Genomic DNA, 1509 nt, shown 5'->3' on the forward strand with positions numbered 1-1509 from the left:
TGAAGAACAGGACGGCGGCGGCTATACCGAGCATGTGCGGAGCTCCTTTCGAAAGGGTGCCGTCCGTATGCCCCCGCGCGGCCCCCGCACACCAGTACGACTGCGAACCGAGGACCTGCGCCATGGGCTGTGATCCATTCAGGGATGGGGAGGTGGTGGCGGGATGAGGGCGGGAGCAACGGTCCGAACAAACCGTGTGCGCCCCTCTCCTCTATCGTGAGACCCCTGCGTCCAGCGTCTCGTGAGGTCCTCGAAGGAGGGGCGAAGGCGGGATCAGGTCTGTTGGGGGTGGCCGCCGTCGCCCTCGACCACGAGGCGGTCGGCTCCGGGTTCCTCGGCGCGTTCGGCGATGGTGACATCGATCTGTCCGTCGCCCGTGGTGTCGAACTGGTAGAGATCGGCTTTCCCGTCACCGGTCGTGTCGGTCATCCACACGTCGGTCTTGCCGTCACCGTTGGTGTCGGCGCTGAGGACGACACGGTGCTCGTCGCCCTGGGTCTCGATCACTTCTTCCGTGCCTGCTGTGGTGTCCATGACGCCCGGGTGCCCCGGGAAGGTAAGGCAAAACGAACACGGTCCAGCTTGCGTACGGGGGCAATGCTCTGACCGCGTGAGCGGGCCCGGCATGGTGGGCTTCGTGTGTCGACGTCCTGCTTGCGCTGCGGCGGCTGGTCACCCCGGTGAGTGTTCCGCGCCGTTGCACGGTGTCGGCCTGGCGCGTCACTGGTACGGCATTCACGGCAAGCCCCGGGCCTTGGGAAGGGCTACCAGATGCCGTCGATGACTTCTTCGAACGTGAGGTGCCATTGAGATTCTTCGTCCGCGAACGGGAGCGGATCGAATGCGCTGATCTGAGCGCGTAGGGTGCCTACACGTTCTTCGGTTTCACCATCGTCGTCTTCCAGGGGCTGGCGCAGGGATTCGAATTCGGTGAGGGCGTAGACGAGGGATTCGATGTCACTGTGAAGAGGGCCACCGCCTGTTCGTTCAGGAAGCCCGGAACGCCCGATCGATCTCCGCGCCGGTGTGGGCCACGACGACGGGCCACTCGCGCCTGAGAACGGCGGACGGAAGGTCGCGGTCCTCGTCCCGCTGAATCACGGTCGGTCCGCCCGGGACGACGAGCACGGCATCCAGCCGGCGCAGCAGGACGGCCAGAAGGTCCATGATTCCGTCGTCTCCGAAGCGGTTGAAGGTGATGTCGTCCGGGCTGGAGAAGAACGCACCGGCCTCCTCCCTCTCCGCCGTACGTACCTGCAGGAAGTTCGTCCGGGGATCCCGCGCGACCACATATGGGGAGAGGACCCCGTGCGCGGCATTCGTGTCCAGCGGTGCCGGTTCACCGTTCTCGAACCGGCATACGAAGATGTCAAAACTCATGGAGTCTTTTCCGGTCTCGGGCCGAGTCTTAGAGGTTGTCTCACGTGGTGAGTTTCGCGAGCTTCTTGTAACAGGTCAGGGCGGCTGCGAGACCGAGGAAGGCCAGGAAGTGCGAGCCCTTCCGCTCGT

3 protein-coding genes are annotated in these 1509 nt (G+C 64.7%); all 3 read right to left on the reverse strand.

What is annotated here, in order from left to right:
* Positions 1 to 273 precede the first annotated feature (273 nt).
* A complete protein-coding gene (locus tag ADL08_RS09900; protein WP_053641709.1) occupies positions 274 to 534 on the reverse strand; it encodes a hypothetical protein in 261 nt (86 codons plus the stop codon).
* A gap of 230 nt (positions 535 to 764) precedes the next feature.
* A complete protein-coding gene (locus ADL08_RS38695) occupies positions 765 to 1010 on the reverse strand; it encodes an SUKH-4 family immunity protein (RefSeq protein WP_078968090.1) in 246 nt (81 codons plus the stop codon).
* Positions 988 to 1380, reverse strand: coding sequence for a hypothetical protein (locus tag ADL08_RS09905; protein ID WP_159043039.1), 393 nt, complete (start codon positions 1378 to 1380; stop codon positions 988 to 990). The genes ADL08_RS38695 and ADL08_RS09905 overlap by 23 nt, the downstream gene beginning before the upstream one ends.
* Positions 1381 to 1509: the final 129 nt, after the last annotated feature.

Source organism: Streptomyces sp. NRRL F-6492, assembly GCF_001280125.1.
Taxonomy (GTDB): Bacteria; Actinomycetota; Actinomycetes; order Streptomycetales; family Streptomycetaceae; genus Streptomyces.